The sequence below is a fragment of the Phascolarctobacterium sp. Marseille-Q4147 genome (assembly GCF_017968825.1).
Classification (GTDB): Bacteria; Bacillota; Negativicutes; order Acidaminococcales; family Acidaminococcaceae; genus Phascolarctobacterium_A.
On the sequence record NZ_CP072874.1, the window covers coordinates 1,020,151 to 1,045,412 of the forward strand.

Annotated in this window: 25 protein-coding genes and 5 tRNA genes; 12 read left to right on the forward strand and 18 right to left on the reverse strand. The window is 46.6% G+C overall.

The annotated features are described in order from the left end of the window. The first annotated feature begins 5 nt into the window (after nt 1–5). Nucleotides 6–395: a VOC family protein gene (locus KAH19_RS04775; protein WP_210685320.1), complete on the forward strand. Its 390-nt coding sequence runs from the start codon at nt 6–8 to the stop codon at nt 393–395. A 51-nt stretch (nt 396–446) separates the two neighbouring features. On the opposite strand, the gene KAH19_RS04780 is transcribed toward KAH19_RS04775, so the two are convergent. Continuing rightward, a complete protein-coding gene (locus KAH19_RS04780) occupies nt 447–836 on the reverse strand; it encodes a helix-turn-helix domain-containing protein (RefSeq protein ID WP_210685321.1) in 390 nt (129 codons plus the stop codon). Between the two features lie 169 nt (nt 837–1,005). Between KAH19_RS04780 and KAH19_RS04785 the strand changes: the two genes are divergently transcribed. Next, nucleotides 1,006–3,264 carry a cation-translocating P-type ATPase gene (locus KAH19_RS04785; protein ID WP_210685322.1) on the forward strand — a complete coding sequence of 753 codons (2,259 nt, stop codon included), beginning with the start codon at nt 1,006–1,008 and terminating at the stop codon, nt 3,262–3,264. Between the two features lie 19 nt (nt 3,265–3,283). Further along, the gene (locus KAH19_RS04790) at nt 3,284–3,490 is read left to right on the forward strand and encodes a heavy-metal-associated domain-containing protein (protein WP_210685323.1); all 207 of its coding nucleotides are present in this window, start codon (nt 3,284–3,286) and stop codon (nt 3,488–3,490) included. 39 nt (nt 3,491–3,529) lie between these two features. Here the strand turns inward: KAH19_RS04790 and KAH19_RS04795 are convergent, their stop codons facing one another. From KAH19_RS04795 to KAH19_RS04820, 6 genes are all read right to left on the reverse strand, one after another. Next, a complete protein-coding gene (locus tag KAH19_RS04795) occupies nt 3,530–3,736 on the reverse strand; it encodes a hypothetical protein (RefSeq protein WP_210685324.1) in 207 nt (68 codons plus the stop codon). A 95-nt stretch (nt 3,737–3,831) separates the two neighbouring features. Further along, nucleotides 3,832–3,907 (reverse strand) — tRNA-Phe (locus KAH19_RS04800). A gap of 4 nt (nt 3,908–3,911) precedes the next feature. Further along, nucleotides 3,912–3,988: transfer RNA gene (locus KAH19_RS04805), tRNA-Asp, on the reverse strand. A 32-nt stretch (nt 3,989–4,020) separates the two neighbouring features. After that, nucleotides 4,021–4,096 (reverse strand) — tRNA-Val (locus tag KAH19_RS04810). A gap of 5 nt (nt 4,097–4,101) precedes the next feature. Further along, nucleotides 4,102–4,176 (reverse strand) — tRNA-Glu (locus KAH19_RS04815). Nucleotides 4,177–4,181: 5 nt separating this feature from the next. Then, nucleotides 4,182–4,257: transfer RNA gene (locus KAH19_RS04820), tRNA-Lys, on the reverse strand. Nucleotides 4,258–4,429: 172 nt separating this feature from the next. On the opposite strand from KAH19_RS04820, the gene KAH19_RS04825 reads away from it, so the two are divergent. Together KAH19_RS04825 and serS are read left to right on the forward strand one after the other, a co-directional pair. Further along, nucleotides 4,430–5,302 (forward strand): NAD(P)/FAD-dependent oxidoreductase, encoded by an 873-nt coding sequence (locus KAH19_RS04825; RefSeq protein ID WP_210685325.1) that lies wholly within the window; start codon nt 4,430–4,432, stop codon nt 5,300–5,302. A 78-nt stretch (nt 5,303–5,380) separates the two neighbouring features. Then, on the forward strand, nt 5,381–6,661 hold the full coding sequence (serS, locus tag KAH19_RS04830; RefSeq protein ID WP_210685326.1) for a serine--tRNA ligase: 1,281 nt from the start codon (nt 5,381–5,383) through the stop codon (nt 6,659–6,661). Between the two features lie 234 nt (nt 6,662–6,895). Here the strand turns inward: serS and KAH19_RS04835 are convergent, their stop codons facing one another. Continuing rightward, nucleotides 6,896–8,080, reverse strand: a complete 1,185-nt coding sequence (locus KAH19_RS04835; RefSeq protein ID WP_210685327.1) for an ISL3 family transposase — start codon at nt 8,078–8,080, stop codon at nt 6,896–6,898. Nucleotides 8,081–8,459: 379 nt separating this feature from the next. On the opposite strand from KAH19_RS04835, the gene KAH19_RS04840 reads away from it, so the two are divergent. After that, nucleotides 8,460–9,665, forward strand: coding sequence for a type III PLP-dependent enzyme (locus KAH19_RS04840; protein ID WP_210685328.1), 1,206 nt, complete (start codon nt 8,460–8,462; stop codon nt 9,663–9,665). 232 nt (nt 9,666–9,897) lie between these two features. Here the strand turns inward: KAH19_RS04840 and KAH19_RS04845 are convergent, their stop codons facing one another. Beyond that, nucleotides 9,898–10,389: a prolyl-tRNA synthetase associated domain-containing protein gene (locus KAH19_RS04845; protein WP_210685329.1), complete on the reverse strand. Its 492-nt coding sequence runs from the start codon at nt 10,387–10,389 to the stop codon at nt 9,898–9,900. Nucleotides 10,390–10,536: 147 nt separating this feature from the next. Here KAH19_RS04845 and KAH19_RS04850 point away from each other — a divergent pair, with 147 nt between their 5' ends. Further along, a complete protein-coding gene (locus KAH19_RS04850; protein ID WP_210685330.1) occupies nt 10,537–11,535 on the forward strand; it encodes an extracellular solute-binding protein in 999 nt (332 codons plus the stop codon). Between the two features lie 40 nt (nt 11,536–11,575). Here the strand turns inward: KAH19_RS04850 and KAH19_RS04855 are convergent, their stop codons facing one another. The 3 genes from KAH19_RS04855 to thiW are packed head-to-tail and all read right to left on the reverse strand — an operon-like array spanning nt 11,576 to nt 12,705. Next, the gene (locus tag KAH19_RS04855) at nt 11,576–11,908 is read right to left on the reverse strand and encodes a helix-turn-helix transcriptional regulator (RefSeq protein ID WP_246869430.1); all 333 of its coding nucleotides are present in this window, start codon (nt 11,906–11,908) and stop codon (nt 11,576–11,578) included. Between the two features lie 13 nt (nt 11,909–11,921). Continuing rightward, on the reverse strand, nt 11,922–12,212 hold the full coding sequence (locus tag KAH19_RS04860) for a hypothetical protein (RefSeq protein ID WP_210685331.1): 291 nt from the start codon (nt 12,210–12,212) through the stop codon (nt 11,922–11,924). 1 nt (nt 12,213) lies between these two features. Continuing rightward, entirely contained in the window at nt 12,214–12,705 is a 492-nt protein-coding gene (thiW, locus tag KAH19_RS04865) for an energy coupling factor transporter S component ThiW (RefSeq protein ID WP_009145153.1), read from the reverse strand. 152 nt (nt 12,706–12,857) lie between these two features. Here thiW and KAH19_RS04870 point away from each other — a divergent pair, with 152 nt between their 5' ends. Both KAH19_RS04870 and KAH19_RS04875 read left to right on the forward strand, forming a co-directional pair. Continuing rightward, the gene (locus tag KAH19_RS04870; RefSeq protein WP_210685332.1) at nt 12,858–14,000 is read left to right on the forward strand and encodes a CaiB/BaiF CoA-transferase family protein; all 1,143 of its coding nucleotides are present in this window, start codon (nt 12,858–12,860) and stop codon (nt 13,998–14,000) included. Nucleotides 14,001–14,041: 41 nt separating this feature from the next. After that, nucleotides 14,042–15,109, forward strand: a complete 1,068-nt coding sequence (locus KAH19_RS04875) for a M48 family metallopeptidase (protein ID WP_210685333.1) — start codon at nt 14,042–14,044, stop codon at nt 15,107–15,109. Nucleotides 15,110–15,195: 86 nt separating this feature from the next. On the opposite strand, the gene KAH19_RS04880 is transcribed toward KAH19_RS04875, so the two are convergent. The 6 genes from KAH19_RS04880 to KAH19_RS04905 form a co-directional block, all read right to left on the reverse strand. Beyond that, nucleotides 15,196–16,143, reverse strand: a complete 948-nt coding sequence (locus KAH19_RS04880; protein WP_210685334.1) for a dipeptidase — start codon at nt 16,141–16,143, stop codon at nt 15,196–15,198. A 108-nt stretch (nt 16,144–16,251) separates the two neighbouring features. After that, nucleotides 16,252–17,622, reverse strand: a complete 1,371-nt coding sequence (gene dcuC / locus KAH19_RS04885; protein WP_210685335.1) for a C4-dicarboxylate transporter DcuC — start codon at nt 17,620–17,622, stop codon at nt 16,252–16,254. Between the two features lie 154 nt (nt 17,623–17,776). Next, nucleotides 17,777–18,583 (reverse strand): sirohydrochlorin cobaltochelatase, encoded by an 807-nt coding sequence (locus KAH19_RS04890; RefSeq protein WP_210685336.1) that lies wholly within the window; start codon nt 18,581–18,583, stop codon nt 17,777–17,779. A 111-nt stretch (nt 18,584–18,694) separates the two neighbouring features. Continuing rightward, complete coding sequence (locus tag KAH19_RS04895; RefSeq protein ID WP_210685337.1) at nt 18,695–19,687, reverse strand: sirohydrochlorin cobaltochelatase; 993 nt, start codon at nt 19,685–19,687, stop codon at nt 18,695–18,697. A gap of 177 nt (nt 19,688–19,864) precedes the next feature. Further along, nucleotides 19,865–20,521: a hypothetical protein gene (locus KAH19_RS04900; protein WP_210685338.1), complete on the reverse strand. Its 657-nt coding sequence runs from the start codon at nt 20,519–20,521 to the stop codon at nt 19,865–19,867. A gap of 28 nt (nt 20,522–20,549) precedes the next feature. Then, complete coding sequence (locus KAH19_RS04905) at nt 20,550–20,909, reverse strand: metal-dependent transcriptional regulator (RefSeq protein ID WP_371816700.1); 360 nt, start codon at nt 20,907–20,909, stop codon at nt 20,550–20,552. Nucleotides 20,910–21,086: 177 nt separating this feature from the next. Here KAH19_RS04905 and KAH19_RS04910 point away from each other — a divergent pair, with 177 nt between their 5' ends. From KAH19_RS04910 to KAH19_RS04920, 3 genes are all read left to right on the forward strand, one after another. After that, a complete protein-coding gene (locus tag KAH19_RS04910; RefSeq protein ID WP_210685340.1) occupies nt 21,087–22,172 on the forward strand; it encodes an FkbM family methyltransferase in 1,086 nt (361 codons plus the stop codon). 228 nt (nt 22,173–22,400) lie between these two features. Then, nucleotides 22,401–23,438 carry an ABC transporter substrate-binding protein gene (locus tag KAH19_RS04915; protein ID WP_210685341.1) on the forward strand — a complete coding sequence of 346 codons (1,038 nt, stop codon included), beginning with the start codon at nt 22,401–22,403 and terminating at the stop codon, nt 23,436–23,438. 144 nt (nt 23,439–23,582) lie between these two features. Beyond that, the gene (locus KAH19_RS04920) at nt 23,583–25,250 is read left to right on the forward strand and encodes an iron ABC transporter permease (RefSeq protein WP_210685342.1); all 1,668 of its coding nucleotides are present in this window, start codon (nt 23,583–23,585) and stop codon (nt 25,248–25,250) included. Nucleotides 25,251–25,262: the final 12 nt, after the last annotated feature.

Sequence of the window (25,262 nt, forward strand, 5' to 3'; positions counted from 1 at the left end):
TTTTCATGCGTATAACTGGTTTAGACCATATTGTTATCACAACAGCCAACATTGATAAATGCATAGCATTTTATGCAGGCGTTTTAGGTTTGCGTCATGAGTTGAAAAATGGCAAGCATGCTTTTTACTTTGGTGTGCAGAAGATTAATATTCACTGCAGACCGGCAGAATTTTTGCCGGCAGCGCAGCATCCTACATACGGCAGTCAGGATATCTGCCTGCTTGCTGACAGGGATATCTGCACAATTAAAGCAGAAATAGAAGCTAAGGGCTATCCGATTGAGGAAGGTGTTGTGGCACGTCATGGTGCCTGTGGAGCAATGCAAAGCATTTATCTGCGGGATGCGGATGGTAATTTGATTGAAATTGCAGTTTATGAAAAGAACAGCAAATAAAAAACTTCGGTAGAACGCTAAATATCATCGTTCTACCGAAGTTTTTCGTTTCTATTCGGTTTTGTCGTGACAGCAGCAATGTTCTGCTTCCATAGGCTTCATGGAGCATTCCGGGCAGATGCCTTCGCCCTCCAGCAGCTTGCTGCCCCAGGCATACATGGCCTGCAGGATGGGAAAGAGGCTTTCACCCCGCGGCGTCAGGCTGTACTCAACCTTAGGCGGAACGACGGCGTACACCTTGCGCGCAATCAAGCCGTCACCTTCCAGCTCGCGTAATTGCTGGGTGAGCATTTTGGGCGTAGCCTCGGGGACGAGGCGGCGCAGTTCATTGAAGCGTAGAATTTTGCCTGACAGATGCCACAGGAGCAATGCTTTATATTTGCCGCCGATGAGCTGCAGCGTGGCAGCAACGGGACAGTTGACGTTAATGGTGTCTTTCATTTGAATTATCCTTTCTGCATGGAGCAAAGAAGTTGATATGTTATTTTACAGTATCTTTTTGTATACTATCTACCTAAATAGTGCATTCTTGAAATAAAGGTAGCGTTTGCTATAATAATAGCAGACAAAAAATTTTACGTCAAATAGATAGTAAACGAAAGGAGCCACAATGAAAAAACAATTACTTGATATAACGGGCATGAGTTGCAGTGCCTGCTCGTCACGCATCGAAAAGGTTGTCAACAGGATGCAGGGCGTGGAGCAGATGAGTGTTAATCTGCTGAAAAATAATGCGCACGTTACCTTTGACGAAAGTGTTGTAGATGAAAAAGCGATTATTGCCCGCATTGAAAAGCTGGGCTTTGGCGCGAGAGTGCATGCTGCAAATGTTGCAGCGCCTGTGCCGCAGCAGGATACGGCGGCGCAGGAGATGGCGGAGATGAAGCAGCGTCTTATCGGCTCGCTGATTTTTGCCGGCCTTGTTTTTTATCAGCATATGGGGCGCATGTGGGGCTGGCCGCTGCCAGGCTTTATTCTGGGGCAGGAAAACGAGATGATTAATGCTTTGCTGCAGATGCTGTGGTGTATTCCGGTACTCTTTATCGATCGCAAGTATTTTATCCACGGTGTGCGTAATCTTTTAAGCGGTGCGCCTAACATGGATTCCCTGATTGCCGTAGGCAGCGGTGCATCGTTTATTTATGGTTTGTATTCCGTATTTGGCATGGCGTATGCCTTTGGCCATAACCGTCTTGATTTGCTGCCAGGCTTTGCCGATGCTTTATATTTTGAAGCGAGTGCCGTTATTTTGGCGCTTGTAACCTTAGGCAAGTTTATGGAGGCGCGGGCGAAGAGCCACACCTCTGATGCGATTAAGGCGCTGATGAAGCTTACGCCGAAGATGGCGCTTGTCGAACGCCACGGCCTGCAGGGAGAAATTCCTGTAGAGGAGGTAGTTACAGGTGATGTACTGATTGTAAAAAGCGGTGCGTCCGTGCCTGTGGACGGCAAAATCATTGAGGGCAGCGGTGCCTTGGACGAAAGTGCGCTGACGGGTGAAAGCCTGCCGGTAGATAAAACAATCGGTGACAAGGTTATCGGCGGCACTATTAACAGAAGTGGTTACTTTAAGATGGAAGCGACTGCGATTGGCGCTGATACTGCTTTAGCGAAGATTATTGCGCTGGTGGATGAGGCAACATCTTCTAAAGCGCCTATTGCCAAGCTAGCTGATAAGGTGAGCGGCTATTTTGTGCCTGCTGTTATAGGCATTGCCGTGCTTGCGGCGGTTGTCTGGCTGGCGCTGGGAGCAAGCTGGCATTTTGCACTGACGATAGCTATTTCGGTGCTCGTCATTTCCTGCCCCTGTGCTTTGGGATTGGCAACACCGACAGCGATTATGGTAGGAACGGGGCGTGGTGCCAAGAGCGGCATTCTGATTAAATCGGCAACAGCGTTGGAAACGGCGCATAAGGTTGATACCGTTATCTTAGACAAAACAGGTACGATTACAGCGGGCAAGCCGGTAGTGACGGATATTTTGCCTGTAAAGGTTACGGAAAATGAATTGCTGGCCTTTGCCGCAGGCTTGGAAAAGCTGTCGGAGCATCCCTTGGGGGAAGCTATTGTTGCTGCTGCTGAAGAAAAGCAGCTTGCACTTTTAGAAGTATGTAATTATAAGCAAATCTCCGGTCAGGGCTTTACTGCTGAGCTTGCAGGCGATGAGTGCGCAGCAGGCAATATGAAGCTGTTGCAGGCGTTGAATGTTGATACAAGCAGTTTGATGGACCAGTATGACAAGCTGGCGGCTCAGGGAAAAACACCGTTATATTTTGTCCGTGCGGGCGAGCTTTTAGGCTGTATTGCTGTTGCCGATACCGTAAAGGCTACGAGCAAGGAGGCAATCGGCAAGCTACAGGCTATGGGCCTGCATGTGCTGATGGTGACCGGTGATAACCGGGCGACGGCGGAGGCGATTCGCACACAGGTAGGTGTTGATGAGGCTGTTGCGCAGGTGCTGCCGCAGGATAAGGAAGCGGTGGTACGCAAGCTGCAGCAGGAAGGCCATATTGTTGCCATGGTAGGTGATGGCATCAACGATGCGCCTGCGTTGGCGCGTGCCGATGTAGGTATCGCTATCGGTGCCGGCACGGATATTGCGATTGAGGCTGCTGATATGGTTTTGATTAAAAGCGACTTGCTGGATGTGGCGAAGGCAATTTGCTTAAGCCGCAGTGTAATGACCAATATCAAGGAAAATCTTTTCTGGGCCTTTATTTATAATGCCGTCGGTATTCCGTTTGCTGCAGGTGTATTTTATACTGCCTTCGGCTGGCTGCTGAATCCGCTGATTGCAGCGGCGGCGATGAGCTGCAGCAGTGTTTCTGTTGTTACTAACGCACTAAGACTGCGTTTTATAAAATTGTAATTGCAAAGGAGATTTTATTATGACTAAGACTATTGCTATCGAAGGTATGCATTGCCAGCATTGTGTTGGCGCCGTTAAGGAAGCACTTGCTGCTGTAGCAGGTGTAACAAGTGTTGTTGTTTCCTTGGAAAACAATAATGCGGTTGTTGATGGCACAGGCCTGGATGATGCAGTTTTGAAGGCTGCTGTTGAGGATACCGGCTTTGATGTAACCGGCATCAACTGAAAATAAGCACAAAAAAACGCCGCGTAAGCGGCGTTTTTCTTATGCAAATATTTCTGCTATAGCAGGCGGAAGCATATCAAGTGCGCTTGCTGTCATAAATGCGGCAGCAATGGCTACGACGATAAAAGCAGCAGCGTGCGGATAATCCTTTTTACGTAAGGAAGAGAAGATGGCACGCAGGGATAAAAGCAGAATCAGACCCCAGATATAGGGACCGGTTACTTCATGGAAAAATTTTTCAAACATGATAACACTCCTTGCTGGCTGAAAAATGTGTTTAAGCAGATATAGATATACAGATAATAAAAAAACACCCGCAATAGCAGGTGCTGTTTTTGGATTGGTGCCTCAGCACAGAATCGAACTGTGGACACAAGGATTTTCAGTCCTTTGCTCTACCAACTGAGCTACCGAGGCGTAATGGCGACCCGGATGGGACTCGAACCCACGACCTCCGCCGTGACAGGGCGGCATTCTAACCAACTGAACCACCGGGCCATTACAATATTGAGGCAAAATGGGCAAAAAAATGGTGGGCGCTAACGGGATCGAACCGCTGACATTCTGCTTGTAAGGCAGACGCTCTCCCAGCTGAGCTAAGCGCCCGTATTTGGTGACCGGTGGGGGAATCGAACCCCCGATACCGCCGTGAAAGGGCGGTGTCTTAACCGCTTGACCAACCGGCCAAATGTGGTGACCCATGTAGGCCTCGAACCTACGACACCCTGATTAAGAGTCAGGTGCTCTACCAACTGAGCTAATGGGCCGTGGTCACGTTACTTGATTATAATACTCTATATGCAGGAAAATGTCAAGCACTTTTTTCAAAAAAACTTAAAAAATCTCCGGAAGCATAAAAACATTTGACTATGTATCTAGAAAAGCATACAATTAAAGTGTTATAGTAGGTTCTAAATTTTTTGTACGGAGGATAGACTTATGGATTACGATATTGCCGTTATTGGTGGTGGTCCTGCCGGCGTATCTGCAGCGATTACTGCAGCCAGCAAGGGACGTAAGGTTGTTCTGTTTGAAGCCCATGGCTTCAGCCCCCGTCTGCGTAGTGTAGCGCAGATTACAGATTATATGGGTATACCCGATATTTCCGGTACTGCGCTTATGGATATTTTTGTAAATCATCTCAAGCAGATGGAAGTAGATATTATTGAGGCCAAAATTATTTCTTTGCGTGAAGTAGGCGAAGGCTTTATGCTGGGTACGCCGCATGGTGAATATTCTGCGGATTCCGTAGTATTGGCAACCGGTATTTCCCGCTCTACCCTTTTCCCGGGTGAAAAGGAATTTTTGGGTAAGGGCGTAAGCTACTGCGCTGTTGTTGATGCTGATAAATATAAGGGCAAGTCCGTGGCTGCTATTGCTACTGTACCTGATGCTCTGGAAGAGGTTGAATATCTGGCAGACCAGTGCGAGCATGTATTCTTCTTCCCGCTGTATTCCGGTTTTGTTCCGCCCAAAAAGAAAAATATTACTGTAGTGCTGGATAAGCCGACAGAAATTACCGGTACCGACAAGGTTACCGGCTTGCGTGCAGGCGATGATTTTTACAGCGTTAAGGCTGCTTTTGTTTTCCGCGCCAGCGATCCGCTCAACAGCTTCCTGCCGGGATTGGAAATCCGCGGCCGCAGCATTTATGTTGATGATCAGGCGCAAACAAATATTGAAGGCGTTTTTGCCGGCGGTGACTGCACAGGTCAGCCTTGGCAGGTAAACCGTGCTGCCGGTCAGGGCCAAAAGGCTGCTCTTTCGGCAATCCGCTATCTTGCACGTCGCGATGAGGGAATCGGCTATTAAAAATTGCAGTAAAATCTTTTATCCCGGCGTGATTTATGCTACAATATAAGTTATGATAAATTGTTTGGAGGCTATATTATGTTAGATTTAAAATTCGTCCGCGAAAATCCGAAGCTGGTCGAAGAGGCTGTAAAAAGCCGTAATGGCAGCCTTGATTTGACTGAATTCCTGGAACTGGATAAACAACGTCGTGAAATTACCCAACAGGTAGAAGCACTGAAAAAAGAACGCAACACTGCATCTCAGGAGATCGGCAAGCTGAAAAAAGCCGGTCAGGATGCTGCTGAGCAGATGGCTGCAGTTCGTGCTCTCGGCGATAAAATTGCTGCAGATGACAAGAAACTGAAAGAGATTGAAGAAAAAATCAAAAGCATTCTGCTGACTATTCCTAACGTTCCCGCAGAAGATGTTCCCGTAGGCAAGGATGATACCTGCAACCCGGTTATCCGCACCTGGGGCGAACCGACCAAATTTGATTTTGAACCTAAGGCTCACTGGGATATCGGTGAAAACCTGGGCATTCTGGATTTCGAACGTGGCGTTAAGGTTAGCGGTGCACGTTATGTATTCTATCGTGGCATGGGCTCCCGTCTGGAGCGTGCCGTTATCAACTTCTTCCTGGATGTACACACCAGAAAGCATGGCTATACCGAATTCTTCCCGCCGTTCATCGTTAACGGTGCAAGCATGCAGGGCACCGGCCAACTGCCGAAATTTGCCGAGGATATGTACAAGCTGGAAAACGGCGATATGTACCTGATTCCGACCGCAGAGGTTCCTGTAACCAACTATCATCGTGATGATATTCTGACCGGCGACGAGCTGCCGCTGAAATATACCGCATACAGCGCTTGCTTCCGTGCAGAAGCCGGTGCTGCAGGCCGTGATACCCGTGGTCTGATCCGTATGCATCAGTTCAATAAGGTTGAGCTGGTTAAATTCACCAAACCGGAAGAATCTTGGGCTGAGCTGGACAAGCTGACCAACGATGCTGAAGAAGTCCTGCAATTACTGGGCCTGCCGTACCATGTTGTACGTCTGTGCACCGGTGACCTGGGCTTCAGCTCCGCTACCACCTATGATCTCGAAGTATGGCTGCCGGCAGCAAACTGCTACCGTGAAATTTCTTCCTGCTCCAACTTCCTGGACTTCCAGGCACGCCGTGCTAACATCCGCTTCCGTCGTGATGCAAAATCCAAACCGGAATTTGTACATACCCTTAACGGCAGTGGTGTAGCTGTTGGCCGTACCGTTGCTGCTATTCTGGAAAACTATCAGCAGGCTGATGGCAGCGTAGTTGTTCCTGAGGTTCTGCGTCCTTACATGGGCTGCGATGTAATTCCCGCTCCGAAAAAATAAGCTGCGCAGATACAGCTGAATAAAAATAAGCGTTGAAATGTCATTTAACCGGCATTTCAACGCTTTTATTTGGTTCTTTGTCAAGTTTTGGGGTATTCAAGACTTTAATATCATAGACCTAGACAATACATAATTATTTTTGCAATTCAACTAGCCTCTAGTATATTTATATTGGAGGCTGGTTTTATTTTTCTAAAATAAGACATAGTTATCCTAATGCGATTTTACTATATTTTATTCTAGATACAGTATTCTGTTTCGAAATCTGTCGAAATTCCTTACACCATAGCTGATTCGTTTCAATACTTTGATTTTATTATTACTGCCTTCAATAAACCCATTAGAAACTCTTTCGTCAATTATATTTGCGATTTCAGTTTTCCAATTACTAAAAGTCGTAATGCAATGCCTAAATTCAGAAAGTGATAAATCAGCTGCCAACAATAACCAGTTTCCCAGTTCTTTTTTTGCTTCAGTTCTTGTCTGCTTCCTGAATACTTCATAAAAACGTTCTTTCAAAACATATGCTTTTTCAAGATCGTAGGATGAGTTTAACATTCGAGCCAATTCTGCTTTATCTTCATCTGTCAGTTTGTATTCCGGCTTAAGCAAAAGATAACGACTTCGCTTGAACCATTTTCGTTTTGTTGCATGAAATTCTTTTTGGATGCGTTTTCTAACATTCTCCAGGCTGTTTATGACTACTCTGATAACATGAAACTTATCTGCTACTATCTTGGCTTCGGGAAACATGGTCTTGGCAACAGACCTGAACAAAATACTTAAGTCCATAATTATCTTCTTGACCGCAGCACGTTCTTTATATGGATATTCCAAAAAATGTTTGCAAAGATTCTCCGTATTGCGACTTGGCAGAATATCTATTACTTTATGTTTTACAGGATCTGCAATATTGCACTGGAATTTTTCACCACCGGCATTGCCTCTGAATTCATCTATTGCTATGCATTCCGGTAACTTAGGATGAGGGTAATTGAGTTTGTCGAACCATCTTATTATACTGGTTACAGATACTCCAAATCTTTTAGCTATTGATGAAAAGCTCTGCAAGCGGAAAGTTTCTTTGATTGATTCAAGATAAAGCCTGTCTGGAAAATGGCAATATCTTTTTATATATGAATTTTCTTCAGTAAAAGTAGTATTGCAGTTTTTGCAAATATAACGTCTTTTTCTTATTGTGACAATTAACGGCTTGCCTAAAACGACTAAATCTCTGACCGTTTGAAGTCTGTAATCCTTAATATAAGTAGTACTATTACCACAGTGAGGACAGCGATGTTCTTTCACAGGCATCTCTATAAAGGCTTTATATGATCCTGTTGATTCATCTTCCTCAAAATATTTTGTGTTTACCCCTTTAAAAAAAGGAATGGATTGTGTATAATTGTCGTGAAGCATAAGGTGTCTGGTCTCCTTTGTAGATTGTATTGTTTTGGTCGATGATATTTTACTACAATTCCAGCATTTTATGCTTTATTTTTTTGTCTAAAAAAATAAGTGCTGGAAGTATTGACCTAATCTAGGTCAATACCCCAACACTTATTATAGAACCTTTTATTTTTGCCTGCCGGATTCAGATATGTTTCTGTTGTTTCATATGTTTATGGCGAAATTTTCGCTATTTTACAGTCAAAAATGAGCCAATCCGTGATTATTGGAAAATTTTCCCGTTCTCCTCGAAAAAAATCAATTTTTTGCCGTTTTCCTATTGTACTTTCAAATTATTGTGGTACAATCATAGAAGAAAAAATAAATGCAATAGCAAGGGGAGAGTGTTATGAGTAATAAAAAACATTTCCAAATAAGCCAGCAGGCTGTAGAAAAATTAGCGGTACGTTTCGGTACACCGCTGTTAGTACTTTCTCTTGATGAAATCAAAAAGAACTACAAGGTTTTGAAAAAATATATGCCGCGTGTCAAAATTCATTACGCGATTAAGGCTAATCCTCATCCGGACATTTTGCGGGTAATGGCAGATATGGGCTCCTGCTTTGATGTAGCAAGCGATGGAGAAATCCGCACCCTGCATGATATGGGTGTGGATGGCGGTCGTCTGATTTACGCTAATCCGGTAAAGACAGGCGTAGGCTTGGAGGCCTGCCGCAGCTGTGGCGTACGCAAGATGACATTTGACAGCGCCAGTGAAATAGATAAAATAAAAAAACAGTGCCCGGATGCGACTGTACTGCTCAGACTGCGTATCGACAATTCCTCGGCACATGTTGATCTGAATAAAAAATTCGGTGCTGCGCGTGAAAATGCTCTGGCATTGATGCAGCAGGCTAAGGAAGCAGGCCTGGATATGGGCGGCATTGCCTTTCATGTAGGCAGCCAGACTGTCAGCGCTGATCCTTATCTGCATGCGCTGGATATTGCGCGTGAGCTGTTTGAGGAGGCTGAGGCAGCAGGCTTGAAGCTGCGCATTCTTGATATCGGTGGCGGCTTCCCTATTCCTGAGCCGAAGGTGAAATTCAATCTGCCGGAAATGCTGCGCCAGATTAACGCACGTCTGGATGAAGATTTTGCCGATGCCGAAATTTGGGCCGAACCAGGCCGTTATATTTGCGGTACGGCGGTTAATCTGATTACCAGCGTCATCGGCGTTACCGAGCGCGGCGGCCAGCCCTGGTACTTCCTCGATGAGGGTTTATATGGAACCTTCTCCGGTGTACTCTTTGACCAGTGGGATTTCAAGCTGATTAGCTTCCGTGAGGGTGAGGAAAAGGTGGCAGCGACGTTTGCCGGACCGAGCTGCGATTCCCTGGATATTATGTTCCGCGGACGCCTGACAGTACCGCTGCAGGTTGGCGATTTGCTGCTGGTTCCTAGCTGCGGTGCCTATACCTCTGCCAGTGCAACTACCTTTAACGGTTTCAGCAAGGCTAAGTTCGTTATCTGGGAGCGCGTAAAAGCTGAGGTTGAGCCTGTTGCCGCCGTTGGCCGTGTTGAGATGAATCAGTCTGTAGCTCAGGCTGTAAAATGAAAATAGAATTATTACCGCATCAGCGTTTAACGTTGGTGCGGTTTTATATTTTAGGGAAAACGTGACGGATGAGGCATAAAAAATACGGAAAAACGTTACAGAAAGCAATGATAAAACGCGGAAAAACGTGACAAAATGATTGTAAAAAGTGCGGAAAAACGTTACAGGTCCAGGTTTTTTAGACACAGCGAGGGCAGTCTTAACGCTCATTTTACGCAAGTATGCTTTATACTTACATCTCTATCAGCTTTACTTCTACCTGCAGTTCAGACAACAATGCCAGTAAATCGCCGAAAGTAAGCCAGACGGTAGCGGTGTTATCGTTCGGATGAATACCGATGATGGCGGATGGCGGTAAGTTTTTACTGCTGACGAAGATAACGCTTTTGCTTGTATCGTTCAACAGGCCGAAGGGAGAAACTAAGCCGGACTGCAGTCCGAGATATTTTTCCAGACGCTCTGCCGAAGCGAAGCTGAGGCGGGAGCTTGCAAGCTTTACTGCAAGCTCTTTTAGGTCAACAGGCGTAGCTGCGGGAACGGTCAGAAGGAAGTGCTGCTTACCGTTGCTGTTACGCAAAAATAAATTTTTGCAGATAACGGCATTGGCAGGTATCTCCAGTGCATCAAGTTCTTCCATAGAATAAACCGGCCGGTGCTCCGTACAGGTAAACGGTATGTTTTTAGCGTTTAGCAAATCATAGATGTCATTCTTGCCGAAACTCATAGACAATCTCCTTGCAATAATTTTTTATATCTATGCATTTTATTATAAGGCAACAAAGGATTTGTAGCAAGCCGCAAGCTGCCTAAAATATGGAGAAAGCTTGGCATTCATGCTATAATAATAGCATAGCGAAAGGCGGAAAAGATAATGCGAAAAGTTATAATATATATTTTAACGCTGCTGGCTTTGCTGGCAGCAGGCTGCGGCAGCCAACAGCCACAGCCTAAGGAGCTGCAGCTCTGCAGCAGCATGGGCACCAAGCTGACGGAGGTTATTGCCGACAGCTACAGCAAGGCTGCCGGTGTAAAAGTAAATATAAGCTATTTGCCGGGAGGCACGCAGCAGGAACGTTTGGATTACCTGCGTAAGCACAGGTTTGATGTCTGGCTGGGTGGCACCAGTGAGGAATACTTCATGGCTGATGAGCAGCATATTCTGCAGCCGTATATTGCCAAGGAATCCTACAAGGTGCCGGCAGAGCTGCGCAACCGCACAGGACAATGGACGAGCTTGTATCTGAGCTATATTGCTTTGCTGAGCAATAAAAATAATCTGCATGCCTATGGTCTGTATGCCCCGGAAACCTGGGATGAGCTTTTGGCACCTCAGCTTAAGGATGAGCTGGCGATTGCCGACTTTGATCTTGGCGGTGCAAGCTTCGGCATGATTACAAGCATCTGGCAGATGCGCGGCAAGGAGCAGGCTATGGCTTATGCAGCCAAGCTTAATGCGCAGCAGCCTGTTTATACTAAGAGCTTCGGCGAGGCTGTAGACCTTGTGTATATCGGTAAAAAAACCGTTGCTGTAGTACCGTTGGATTATGCTTTACTGATGGAAGCGCGTCATCGTCATCTGTTTGCGACAGTGGTGAAGGATGCCAACCGCACGATGCTTACCGGTGCAGCAATTATGCGCAGCGCGGAGCATCCTGATGAGGCACGTGCCTTTTTGGATTATCTGATGAGTGATGCGGGTGTAGAGCTGTTGCCTGCTAACGGTTATCACTATATGTGGCATGTAAAAAAATATCCCTATAATGACGGCCGCAGGGAGCTTATAGGTAATGTCCGCGTGCCGGTAGATGATTTAAGCTGGACCTCGGTCTATAAGAGTGAGATTATCCGCCAATGGCGCGGTGCGCTTTAAAGGCATAAAAAAATTGGCGCTTTTACAGCGCCAATCAGCATTATAATACCTTATGCTTTACATGGTCCAGTGCCTGGTCAAACAGACTGAGCACGTGGCTGTCATCCAGAGAATAGATAACCTCTTTGCCGTCCTTGGTAAATTTTACCAGGTTGGTGGCACGCAGCAGACGCAGCTGATGCGAAATAGCGGAATGAGTCATACCGAGGGCATCGGCAATACAGGTAACGCACATTTCCTCGTGTGCTAACAGGGAGAGAATGCGGATACGGGTGGGATCACTGAGAACTTTAAAAATATCTGCCATAGGCTGGATATATTTTTCGTCATCATTGCCGGGGAGAGGCAAGGCATGATTGTGGATGTGTGTCATTTTTTCACCTACTTTATTTTTTATTGTTTAAGCGCAGACCTTTATTGAAAAAGAATGCGAGTACTGCGTAATAAAAGAAGCCTCCGGTAGGAGTCTTGCTGATAAACCATGTCGGAAAAAGGAAAAAGCTTACACTGAGAAAGAGCAGCTGCGGCAAGCAGCTGAAAAGACAGCTGATGCCTTCCTCCTGCCATTTGCTTTTAATGTGCAGCGCACTGAAAACGCTGTAGCGTGAGGCAAAGGCTCCGAAGCAAATGCCGCTGAAGGCATAAAGAAGAAGGTTAACAATTTCGCCGAAGTTCATCTTACTTACCTTCTTTGCTGCTGAACTGCTTAAAAAAGCCGGTTTTGAGCAGCAGGCAGGCAATAACGCTGCCTCCGATGGTGCTTACCAAAAACGGCGGGATAAAGAACCAGGCTACAGCCTTGCTGCCTAAAAGCAGAGTGGCCATAATCCAGGCAACGAAGCCACCGATGATACCGGTACCGAAAATTTCACCGGCCATAGCTGCCGGCAATGTTTTGTAACGGCTATAGGCCAGTCCTGCGAGGGCTGCACCGATCATACTGCCGGGGAAAGCCAGCAGTGAGCCTGTGCCCAGCATGTTGCGCAGACAGGCAATGATGAAGCCGATAGCAACGGCGTAATCAGGTCCCAAGAGAACCGCGCCCATAACATTGATGGCGTGCTGCACAGGGAAGCATTTGGAAACACCTGCCGGGATATAAATTAAATGTGCGCTCAGTGTGCCGATGGCAATCAGAAGCGCTGCTGATGTCAGCTTGCGGGTTTGCATATAAAAACCTCCATGGGAAAGTTGTGTATGGCTAACGATGATATAACTATATTATAGCATTTAAATAGGTGTTTTGTGAACATATCTGAATAAATTCATAAGAAAATTTTTCAGAATATAAAAGCTTATTAAGCAGAACAGGAGTGACAAATTTGGCTTTGTTAGAAGGTATTAAGGTTATTGATTTTTCCAAATGGCTGCCGGGACAATATTGCGGTATGCTGTTGGGTGATTACGGCGCGGATGTTATCAAGATTGAGGATTTGCAGGGCGATGCGACGCGACGCTTTTGGCCTGAAAAAACTAAAGGTATGAGCTATTGGCATCTGATGCTGAACCGCAATAAGCGAGGCGTTGCCCTAAATCTTAAAAAGGACGGCGGACGTGATTTGCTGCTGAAGCTGCTGCAAGAGGCTGATGTTTTTCTAGAGGGCTTCCGTCCGGGATATCTGGCGCGTTATGGACTGGATTATGCAAGCGTGCACAAAATCAATCCGCGTCTGGTGTACTGCTCGATTACCGGCTTCGGCCAGGAATCGCATAAGCCTGCGCATGATCTGAATGTTGTGGGGCTTGCAGGCTTAAATAATCTTGATGATATCGGCAGAGCCTGCGTATCTGAGGTGCAGGTGAGCGCTATCGGCAGCGGTTTGAATGCTTTAAGTGCGATTTCGATGGCACTGCTGGCGCGCGAACGTACCGGCAAGGGACAATGGCTTGATGTTAATTTGTATGCTACGGCACTGTCTATGCAGGTGACAGGTATCAGCGCCTTGTGGGGCTGCAGGGAAACAGGCGAAAAGCCCTTTGGACGCATAGCGCATTACTATAATATTTATCGTACCGCAGATGGCAGATATCTGACAGTCGGTACTATCGAGCCTAAGTTTTGGCAGCGCTTTTGCGATTTGATTGAATGTCCGGAGTTGGAAAAACGCCAATATGATTTTGCTCATGAGGAGGAGCTGCAGCAGTTGGTGGCTGCTAAAATTGCCACTAAAACTCAGCAAGAGTGGCTGGAGCTTATCGGCGGCGCAGAATTTTGCGTAACACCTGTATGCAGTCTGGAGGAAGCGCTGGACAGTGAGCTGACGGCGCAGGAGCATATCCTGCAGGAGGCAGATAGCGATCTTGGAAGGCTGCAGTATATCGGCGGACCTGTAAAGTTCAGTGAGGATGCAAGTACCATTCGCATGAGAGCGCCTAAGCTCGGCGAACATACGCTGGATATTTTGCAGGAACTGGGATATAATGATAATGAAATCAGCGCTTTACATGAAGAGGGCGCAATATAGGATTTTTTGGTTGTAGTGTGTTTATGAAGCAGGAGGCCAATATGAGGAAAATATTAAAGCTTTTTATGACATTTGTTTTTGCCTGCTGCCTGTTCGTAGGCGTTAATCCTGCAGAAGCAGGTTTAATCAGCAGAGAGCAGGAAATTGAAATGGGCCAGCAGACTGCGCAGCAGCTGGAGGCTCAATATGGTGTGTCGCAGGATGCTGCGCTGCAGGAAAGAGTTAACCGCATCGGCCAAAGACTGGCGAAGGTTTGCGGTCGTGATGATATCACCTTTTCCTTCAAGGTGCTCAATAATAATGAGGTCAATGCATTGGCCTGCCCCGGCGGCTTTGTCTATGTGTATAAGGGACTGATTGACTACATGCCGACAGATATGGAGCTGGCCGGCGTTCTTGGTCATGAGGTGGGACACGTAGCCAAGAAGCATACAGTAAATGCGATTGAAAAGCAGATGTGGACCTCACTGATTCTGATAGCTGCCACCCGCGGACAGGGCATGGGACTTGTGCAGGCAGCGCAGCAGGCGTTGTTTGCCGGCTACAGCCGTACTGACGAGCGCGGTGCCGATAAGGAAGGCGTAAAAAACAGTATCGCAGCAGGCTATAACCCTTACAGCATGCTGATTACCGTATGGAAGCTGGATGATTTGTCCAAGCAGGGCGGCGGTGCGAAATACGGTCTGTTCAGCAGCCATCCCGAGCCGGAGGAACGCGTAAAACGTGTTATGAAGCAGCTGAAGGAATATAACATTCATCCCGACGTTGTTGTTAAGGACGATGACCATGCGACTGTTACCGAGGGCAACTGGAGCTTTAACGTAAGTCAGAGCATTGGCAATACGAAGGGCAAATATCGTGCTTATATGCTTGCCGGCGGCTTGTGGAACGTGCGTCAGCGCGGACCTGTAAACCCCAACCATTTTGTAGTTTATGACAACGGCAGTACAGCAGATATCTATTATGACGATATTCAGGTTTTCCGTCTGTACACTCAGGATGCAGGTGCCTTTGGTAGTGCCGGCGCTTATGCCGCAGCCTGCGTTGATATGCTGCGTGATTGGGCGCAGATAGCCAATGCCAACGATGCTAAGGCTAAAAAGAAATAAGCGGATTTGAGTAATAAATAAAGCCATACCATGCTAAGCGTTTTGCTTAGCATGGTATGGCTTTTTAGTTGCTTTAAGTATTATTTTTACAGTACCTTTTGCAGCAGGTTCAACACGTTTTTATGGGTGATTTTTTCAACGGTGCTGGCGCTGTATTTTTTAGAAAGGTATTCGTAAACAGCGCTGTAATCCTGCACGCCGTGGAGGTTGTAGGGCGGATGGCTGATGCCGTCAAAGTCACTGCCGAAGCCGATATGGTCATCGTTGCCCATGAGGTTCAGCATATAGTCGATATGGCGGTAAATGCTTTCGATGCAGGCATCGTTGTAATCGTGCTCCAAAAATTGACCGGCAAAGGTAACGCCGATGAGGCCGTCGTTTTCGTTGATTGCCAGAATCTGCTTGTCATCCAGGTTACGCGGATGCGGGCACAGAGCCTTGGCGTTGGAGTGGGTTGCGATAATAGGCTTGCTGCTGGCTTCGATAACATCCCAGAAGCCTGCGGGTGCGATGTGGGAAACGTCAACCAGCATACCGAGCTTGTTCATTTCGGCAACTACCTGACGGCCGAAAATGGTGAGTCCGCCGCCGCTGCTTTCTTCGTTAACGCCGTCGGCAATATCGTTACGGTTGCTCCAGGTAAGCGTCATTGCACGCACGCCTAAGGCGTAGAGGCAACGCAGTGCTTCCAGGCTGCCGTCGATAGCGCCGCCTTCTTCGATGGCGAGCAGAGTTGCAGCCTTGTGGTTGAGTACATCGGCAGCATCCTCTTTAGTAAGCACCTGCAGCACGTCGATACCGTCTGCATGCAGCTTCTTTACCTCTTGCAGGTATTTGTCGAGCAGCTGCAGGGTGTAGCGCAGGCCGCCGTAATAACGGAATTCGCGTGTGGGTACGAAAATAGCACAGAATTGCAGACCACCGCCGAGGGCGATTTGACGCTGAATGTCAAAATGCTGGTCGTTGGCATAAAGGCTGGTGCCTTTCTTATATAATTCGGTAAGGGTGTCGCAGTGACAGTCACAGATAAACATAGGGAAAACTCCTTTCAGAATTTATTAAACCCCCGCGTTTCCCGAACGTGGAACAGCGGGGGTTATAATACTGTAAATTTTTACTTAACAGTTAAAGGTACTTGATTCTTACCAACCGGTGTAGTAGTAGAAGAAGGTCATACCGATGGTAACGATCATAGCGCCTGCCATGGGGATTGCGGTGCGTTTTACCAGATCAAAGGAGGAAACGCCGCCCATACCGGAGGATACTACGATAACTGCGGTAATCGGGGAGCAGTTACGCATGATGGAAGCTGCAAAGTGCATTGGCAGCAGCATCAGTACCGGGTGCAGGCCGCTGTGCGCTGCAACTGCCGGAGTGAGTGCGGCGAATGCGAAGAAGGGAGCGTTGCCGCTGCCCATAACAATTGCGGATACAGCGATGATTGCTACCATAACCAGCATCATAGCCATCGGGCCGAAGCCTAAGTTTTTACTGCCGTCGATAAGAGTGGTGATAGCACCCATGGATACGAGGCCCTTAGCAAAGGTCTGACCTGCTACAACCAGAGTAATAACGTTAGCCATCTGCATACCTAAACCGTCAAAGAAGGTCTGAATATCGCCCAGAACCTTTTGACCGTCACGCCAACGGCCGTACTCGCACATAACACCGATAGTCATGCCGATGAACATTGCCATAACGATGTTCATCTTAATAGTGGTAATCCAGAGAGAGCTGAAGGAAAGAATCAATGCCAGAGGAATTACCGGCAGGATAGCGTACCACATCGGTGCATTATCTGCTTCTTCTTCAACTTTTTCAACTTCCATAGGCTGCACGATATGACCATCGCGTTTATCCATATATTTCTGAGTCAGGTAATGCAAAACACCTACAACTACGAAGGCTACAGCAACGATAGGAACCTGATAATGGCTCCAGTAAACTACAGGGTCAACGCCTGCGGTTTCGGCGGAGAGGATGGTACCGGTATCACTGGGGCTCCAGTCGAAGCAGAGGGTGGTTGCTACAGCAGCGGTTGCGGACAGGCGGCTTACGCCCAAGCCCAACAGGATGGGGAACATGGTTACCATCAGCAGCATTGCCAGACCGGAGGCACTGTTGATGCACAGACCGATGAGCATACCGATAATCCAGGTGCCGCTCATTACCAGATAGGGGGATTTTAAAGCCATCAACGGTTTGATGGTTAAACGTACTAAAGAGCGGGAAGCGCCGATTTTATCCATATATTTAGCAAAAGCGCCTACAGACATAATGTTCAGACCAAGTTTGCCGACATTAGAGCTGAAAGTTGCGCGGATAAATTCAAAGGCATCGAAAATTACGGAGCCTGTTGTAGCCTTAGCTCCTAAAATCTGGCTGTAACCCAGCATAGCAGCGATATACATCATGATAATACCGCCCATGAAGAGCACAGGCTGTGGTTTGTACTTTTTGTAAATCAAATAGCCAACCCAAAAAGTTATAATTGCAGAAATAACAATACCCAATTTTCATCATCCCTTTCTCTTATAAATTTATTTTACAAAAATTTAGGCAATTCCATTATAGCATAACTTTGTTGCATTAAGCAATAAAAAAACCTGCATTATTCCCCGCGAAGGGGACAGAATGCAGGTTTTTTTAGTTAATTATTAATAAATGTCAATCTTCTAAAGACAAAACACGTAAAACATGTTGGATATAAATAGCCTGAATAGCTTTGGAACGGCCAAGACCGCACAGATGACCGGTTGTTTTGATGCCCAAAGCTTCAATCTGAGTCTTCCAGCTGTCTTCATCATCACTGTACATATCGTTGTTGGCGTGATCGCCGGCAACAACCATCAGAGGATACATATGCACATGCTTGTATTTGCGCTCCTGCAGCTTTTGCAGAACCGCTTCAAAATTAGGAGTATCCTCTTCTTCTACTGTTCCTACAATAACAGGGAATTTCATAGAATCAAAGATTTCCTGCAGCTTAACGTAGGTGTAGCCATGTGCTTTGTTGTTATTGCGCGGAGTGCCGTGCCCCATCAGAACTACGCCTTCGCCCGGCGCTAAGGGCGGAACCTGAACGGCAATGGCTGCTGCTGCCAGCTTATAGTCCTCATCGTTAACGATAAGAGGCTGGCTGATAATAATCTTTTGGAATTTAGCGGTAAATTTATCCTTGAGGCTGAGAATCTTTTGTTCAAATTCTTCGCCGTGCAGCAGATGTGTCGGCTGCAGCACTACCTCTTCATAGCCTGCGTCAACCAGCTTTTGCAGTACTGTTTCCGTATCGTCGATTTTAATACCGCGTTCAGCCAGACGTTTGCGGATAATTACGGAGGTAAAGGCACGGTACTGGTCATAGGCAGGGAAGGCTGCGGCAAGTGCCTGCTCAATGCCGCCGATATCGTGGGTTCTGGTTTCGTCGAAGGTGGAGCCGAAGCTGATAACCACCAGAGCTTTTTTGCTATCCATTTATAGCACCTCTTCTTCCTAAATTAAATTATATTATAAAAATACTCTCCGCCCAGACAAGCGGACGGAGAGTAAAAAGGTGTGAAAGAAATGAATTACTTGTTCAGTAAATTATTTAGCTTCCAGAGCATCCCAAGAATCGTTTGCTCTTTCAACGAACAGTTTTTGTACTGCTGCGTTTTCGCCCAAACCATGGATGTAGGTGGAAACCTTGAAGCCTTCAGCTTCCAGTTGAGATTTAAAGGAATCAGGCTCGTCACCGGCCATATCGTTGTTAGCATGGTCACCTGCAACCATCATCAGCGGCATCAGAGTTACGTTCTTAATGCCTTTAGCTTTCAGTTGCGGAGTAACGGTATCCAGATGCGGCCAGCCTTCTACGGAGAAGATGTAAGCGTTGGTGTAGCCAAGCTCATTCAGACGGTCTTGCATTACTGCATAGTAAGCATTGGACGGATGCGGAGTGCCATGAGCCATGATCAGAACAGCATCTTTTTTGCCGAGTTTCGGGAATTGAGTAGAAACTGCTTTCATGGTTTCGGTAATATCGTCAGCTTGACCTTCCTGGCCTTGCCAGTACATCAGCGGAGTACCGAAGGTCATTTTTTTGAAGTCGTTTTTATGCAGGTTGTAAACTGCATCTTTGTATGCATATTCCATGCCCGGAATAATATCCAGAGAGGTAAGAGCAACACGGGTGTAGCCTTCAGCTTTAAGTTGAGCCAGAGCTTGTTCAGGTGTCGGAATGGTGAGACCTTCATGGGCTTTGATACGGTCAATAATAATATGAGAGGTGAAAGCAGTAACTACTTTTACACCGGGATGAGCAGCTTTAATAGCGTCTACAGTTGCTTCAATAGTTTTAGCACGGCTGTCTTTAAAGGTGGTACCGAAGCTCATAACAACGATAGCGTCTTTGTCAGGCAGGTTTGCCAGAGCCGGATTAACATTGGTTTTTACGCCGATTTGGGATGCCATAAGCAGAGCCGGGGTAGCGTCTTTAACTTCGTCGTTCAGTTGATATGCGGCATGGCTGGTAGCAGCAAAGCCTAAGAGGGCAGCGCAAGTCATAGATGCAACAGCAAATTTTTTCAGACTTTTCATTTTGAAAGCACTCCTTTGTATTCATAAATCATCAAAAATAGTAGAAGGTTGTTTTATAAACCTTACTTCTCTGTATTATATCACTTATAGTTGAGATGTCAACAAAAATAATAAGAATTGCTATTATGAAGTTGTAATAAAAAAACAGACTGCTGTTATCAGCAGTCTGTTGCAGGATTATTTCCTGAAAATTTTTTTGAAGCAGTCTTTTAGAGAACGATTGAGCATACCGTCCGCCGGGTCGTTTTCGTATTCACGGTTACGGCTGTCGCTGAAGGAGGCCACAAGTGTGCCGTCGTCCATATCATAAAAGCTGTAAATCAGGCTTAGCTGCGCATAAGGATGAAAGCTTTCCGGTATCCAGCGTTGGCGGACAACGTCCTCGGTCCAATAGTGACGTTTGCCGTCTTTGTCATAATAGTAATGTCTTTCCTGAGTAGTGTAATCTTCAAAATGAGCAGGAACGGCAACTACACTGTAGCCGCAATGATTAACGGTAATGCGCATTTCCAAATCTCGTGGCGCAAAGACTTTACGGCCGGTATTTTTATCATTGTGATATTCAGGCAGCAGTTTTTGCGTTTCGTCCGTAGCAATCAGCTTTTGTTTGCCTGCAGCCTGCAAAACAGCGGCGAGCACCCTGGTTTCGGCGTTTTCGTCCGATTTGAAATAGCGAGTGGGCTCTCCTTCCAGATTAGTAATTTGGGTAATATGAATTTCTTTGACTGTACGCAGATTGTAATCAGGATGCTTATAGGGTTGATTAGCGAAGCAGGAAATGCTGACGCAGAGCAGCAGAATGAATGTAAGCAGAAACAAAACTGATTTTTTCATAGCGAACCTCTCGAAAGCTTACGACAAATTAATCCTTCAGCATGCCCTTAATGCCTGCAAAGGTTTCCGGGCTGATAATATGCTCGATGCGGCAGGCATCCTTTTCCGCAATTTCTTCGTCTACGCCCAAAACCTCGTTGATAAAACGGGTGAGGGTTACGTGACGGTTGTAGACGGCAGCAGCTTTTTTCTGACCATCCTTGGTAAGCAGGATGCGTCCGTCCGGCTCCATGATAATATAGTTATCACGTTTAAGAATGCTCATAGCGCGGCTGACGCTGGCTTTTGTAAAATTCATTTCCTCCGCAATGTCGATAGAACGTACGCTGCCATTGCGTTTGGTAAGAACTAAGATAGTTTCCAAGTAATTTTCTCCGGATTCCAGCAGTGACATTTTTATAACCTCCATCAGTATCAGATGTAATATTTCGATTACTACTATTTTAACACATTTAATTCTTAACGTCACTAGCTGAGATAGTGTATAATAAAAAACAAACAAAATAGTCAGATGAGTAAGCTGTGGCTATCTAAAATAGATGATTAGACGGAAAGAGGTAGTGCTATGTTAAAAGTTATGCAGGAAACGCTAAGTGTCTGGGAGCTTCTGCAAAAGACAAAAAAGCCGATAGTGCTTTACGGAATGGGCAACGGAGCCGATAAAATTATCGACTGGTGCGAAGCAAACGGAGTGCAGGTGCAGGGAGTATTTGCCAGTGATGAGTTCGTCCGCGGGCAGCAGTTTCGCGGTTTTACTGTAGAACGTTATGATGCGCTGCGCGCGCGTCTGGGCAATGAGCTTTTGGTTGTTATCGCCTTTGCCAGCGAAAGACCGGAGGTGCTGGAGCGCTTTGCGCAGCTGGCTACCGAGCAGGAGGTGGTGGCGCCGCATCTGCCGCTTTTTGATGAGGAGGAAACTGTAAGCGCCGCCTGGCTGCAACGTTACGAAGAGCAGCTGACGCAGGTTTACGACAGACTGGCGGATGAACAGTCGCGCAGAGTTTTTGCGGATACGCTTAACTATAAGCTCAGCGGTAAGATAAGCTATCTTTTTGACTGCGAAACGCAGCGTGAGGAGGATATCAGGACGTTGCTTGCACCGACAGCCGAAGAAGTATATATGGATCTTGGTGCCTATAACGGTGATACCATACAGGAGCTGGGACGTTTGACTGACTGGCAATGGCGCGAGGTGCTGGCGGTAGAGCCTGACCGCCGTAACTGTCGCAAGCTGTGTCTGCTGGCAGATGAGCTGGCGGCGAAGGGGCTTACTGTCGAGATACACGAGGCAGGCATCTGGAGCGAGCAGGGTGAGCTGGGCTTCAGCGACAGCGGCGGCAGACAGTCAACATTTATCGGTGCGGAGAAGAAAACAGTGCCGGTGACGACGATTGATGCTGTAGCGGCGGGACGCCCGGTGACAATGATCAAGATGGATGTCGAGGGGGCGGAGGTGCAGGCTATTGCCGGCGGAAGGCAGACAATCGGCAAATGTAAGCCGAAGCTGTTTATCGCGGCCTATCATTATGATGTTGATTTATTCCGCCTGCCGCTGCTTTTATGGGAGCTGGTGCCGGAGTATAAGATTTATTTGCGTAAGCATCCTTATGTCCCTGCATGGGAATTGAATTTTATTTGCATCAAAAAATAGTGGGACGATAAAAGTCCATATAGGACAAAAAACGTCAAATGTAATATGGTGGTGGAATGTCCGCTCAATAAGTGTCAAGGTGACACAAAAAGTTAAATCTTTGTAAAAATAATGTAAAGTGTAAGCAGGTAAAAAACGGCCTGCAGCGAATTTATCAAATATGGGTGTAGAATGGAACACGCTAAAATATAATTTTCAACGACGATGCAAAAAAAGGAGTGTATGTGAATGAAAAAATCTAAATGGATGCTTGGTGCAGCAGCAATGCTGGCTTTATCTGTAGCTTTGGCTGGCTGCGGCGGCGGTGACAAAAAGGCTGATAACAAGGCTGGCGGTGTTAAAGGTGATTTGATGGTTTATACCTCTATTTATCCTGACATCATCGACAATATGTGCAAACCTAACGTTGCTAAGGCTTTTCCGGATATGAAGGTTAACTGGTTCCAAGGCGGTACCGAAAAAGTTATCACCAAGATTACCGGCGAAATCAAAGCAAAAAAAATTGCTGCAGACGTTCTGATGGTTGCGGATCCGTCCTACTATCTGAAGCTCAATGAGCAAGGCTTGCTGTTACCTTATAAATCCAAAGAAGATGCTAATGTTATCAGCGATAAAGCTGCTGACGGCTCTTGGTATGCAGTTCGTGTTTGCAACATGATTATTGCTTACAATGGCAACAAGCTGAAACCGGAAGAAGCTCCGAAAAACTGGACTGATCTGACAGATCCGAAATGGAAAGGCAAAATCGCTATGCCTAACCCGATGCTGTCCGGTACTGCTTATGTAGCAGTTGGCGCTCTGGCTGACAAATATGGCTGGGAATACTTCGACAAGCTGAAAGCTAACGGCCTGCGCGTTGAAGAAGGCAACTCCGCTATTCAGAACAAGCTGCTGACCGGCGAATATGCTGCAGCTATGATTCTGGAAGAAAACATCCTGAAACTGGCTAACACCAAGAAAGAGCCGCTGAAAGTTATTTATCCGACTGATGGCGTTATCAACATTCCTTCCCCGATTGCAATCTTCAAGGATACCAAGAATCCTGATGGTGCAAAGGCTTTGGTTGACTGGTGGCTGTCCAAAGAAGGTCAGCAGGCAGTTGTTAAGGGCTGGATGCACTCCGTTCGTGGCGACGTAAAAGCTCCTACCGGTGCTGAAGATACTAAGAAACTGGTTGAAGGCAGAATTAAAGTTGATTGGCAGAAGCTGGCTAACAACAATGCTCAAATCAAAGAAGAATTCCGTAAGAGAGTTATGGATAAATAATGCGTTTAATGCGTTGCTAAGTTAAATTATAGCGGAAACAGGGAGACCTTTCAGGCCATCCCTGTTTTCTGCTCAATAAAGAGGGGCCGAAAGACTGCTTTTGGTATTACTCTGAGGTATCAAAAAAGGAGAAAGAAGCGTTCTATGTCAAGAATAAACAGTAAATTTATTGTTATCGCTATCTCCGTGCTGTTGCTTTTATACTTTGTTATCTTCCCGATGGGAATTCTGCTGTATGACAGCATCATGCTGGATGGCGCAATTAACTTGGAAAACTATCGCAATGTATATAGTCAGGATGTCAACTGGCGTGCGTTGACGAATACAATCGAGCTGTCTTTGGGCGTTATGATTGTCAGTGTGCTGATTACCTTCCCGCTGGCTTGGCTGGTTGGCCGTACTGATATGCCCGGCAAAAAAATCTACCGTACTCTGCTGGTATCCAGCTACATGATTCCGCCGTATGTAGGCGCTATTGCCTGGGTACAGCTGCTGAACCCAAGTGTAGGTTATCTGAACGAGATTCTTAAATTTGTCTTTGGTCTGGAAACAGCACCCTTTGACATTTATACTATGGCCGGCTTAGGCTGGGTACTGACTCTGTTCTACTCTCCCTTTGCTTTCATCACCATTTCCCGTGCTATGGAGAAAATGGATCCGACCTTGGAGGAGGCTGCGCGTGTCAGCGGCGCTTCTCCGATGCGTACCGTTTTTGACGTAACCCTGCCGCTGATGGCTCCGTCCATTCTGGCAGGCGGCCTGCTGGTATTTATTGCTGCCGGCAGCTGCTTCGGTATTCCTGCTATCGTAGGTATGCCGGGCAACATTGAAGTAATGACCACGCGTATCGTAACCTATATTTACATGGGCGATACTGCGGGCGTACGTGATGCTACCGCTCTGGCTGCTTCCCTGATGTTCCTTGCTAACATCCTGCTTTTCGGTATGACCTGGATGGTTGGCAAAAAGGATTACACCACTATCAGCGGTAAGAGCACCCGTCCGAACATTGTTGAACTGGGCAAATGGAAATGGCCCTGCTTCTGCCTGGTTGGCGCTTACAGCATGATTTCCATTATCATTCCGCTGGGCTCCATCGTGCTTACCAGCTTGATTATCACCCTGTCCAAGCCGATTGGTCTGGACAACCTGGGCTTTGATGCCTGGATTCCTGTTATCACCAGCTCCCAGTACATGGAAAGCGTTTGGAACTCTGTTGTTTACGCTGTTATTGCTGCCTGCATCGGCACACTTATTTCTATCTTTATTGCATATCTTGCAGTTAAAACCAGAATCAAAGGCCGTAGCCTGCCGGATTTGCTGGTAGTTATCGGTGGCAGTACCCCGTCCATCGTTATTGCGTTGGCTTTGATTATTACCTTCAGCGGTAATTTTGGCTTGAACCTGTATTCCACGATGTGGATTATGGTAGTTGCTTATCTGGTAAAATACATGACGATGTCTGTGCGTACCATCGCCGCTTCGCTGAGCCAGGTGCACATCTCTCTGGAGGAGGCTGCACTGAATTCCGGCGCCAGCTGGCTGCGTTGCTGCAAGGATATCATCATGCCGCTTATTGCACCGTCTATAGTTGCCGGCTGGTTCCTGATTTTCATGCCGTCCTTCTACGAGCTGACTATGTCCTTGCTCCTGTACGGCAGTGATACTAAGACCATCGGCGTATTGCTGTATGAACTGCAGACCTATGCAGATACGCAGAACGCTTCTGTGCTTTCTGTAATCATTCTGCTGATTGTTTTGATTGGTAACCTGATTCTGAATAAGGTTTCCAAGGGTAACGTAGGTATTTAATTAAAGGAGTGT